Origin of the sequence: Mesorhizobium sp. M8A.F.Ca.ET.161.01.1.1 (genome assembly GCF_004792105.1) — a bacterium.
In the GTDB taxonomy this organism is placed as follows: Bacteria; Pseudomonadota; Alphaproteobacteria; order Rhizobiales; family Rhizobiaceae; genus Mesorhizobium.
This window is the reverse complement of the sequence record NZ_SRTD01000553.1, coordinates 1-278: the sequence shown is the minus strand read 5'-3', so window position 1 is coordinate 278 and position 278 is coordinate 1. Positions and strand designations below refer to the sequence as shown.

Annotated in this window: 1 protein-coding gene; it reads right to left on the bottom strand. The window is 60.1% G+C overall.

Annotated features, from left to right (window positions below):
* Nucleotides 1-278: NnrS family protein (locus tag EN804_RS36980; protein WP_135922473.1), on the bottom strand; the 278-nt coding region annotated here is incomplete at both ends.

The following is a 278-nucleotide window of genomic DNA, read 5'->3' as shown; positions in this document are numbered from 1 at the left end:
CCGACGGCGGACAGCGCGATGGTTCCAATATCGAACCTGCCAAATGACGCTGGGAGCCGGCCGGGCTTCTCGCGAACCAGCCAATTGCGCGTGAAGCTCGGAATTATCCGCGCGCCGATGATCATGATGAGGACGACAACCGCTCCAAGGCCGAGGCGGCGGCTCGTGTCGGAGACGCCCTGATAGTGCGCTTCGACATGAAACATGACATTTGCCGCCAAAAGGGTTGCGACGGGCAGGAGCACCTTGAGGTTTCGCCAGTTTCGTCCGGCAATAAT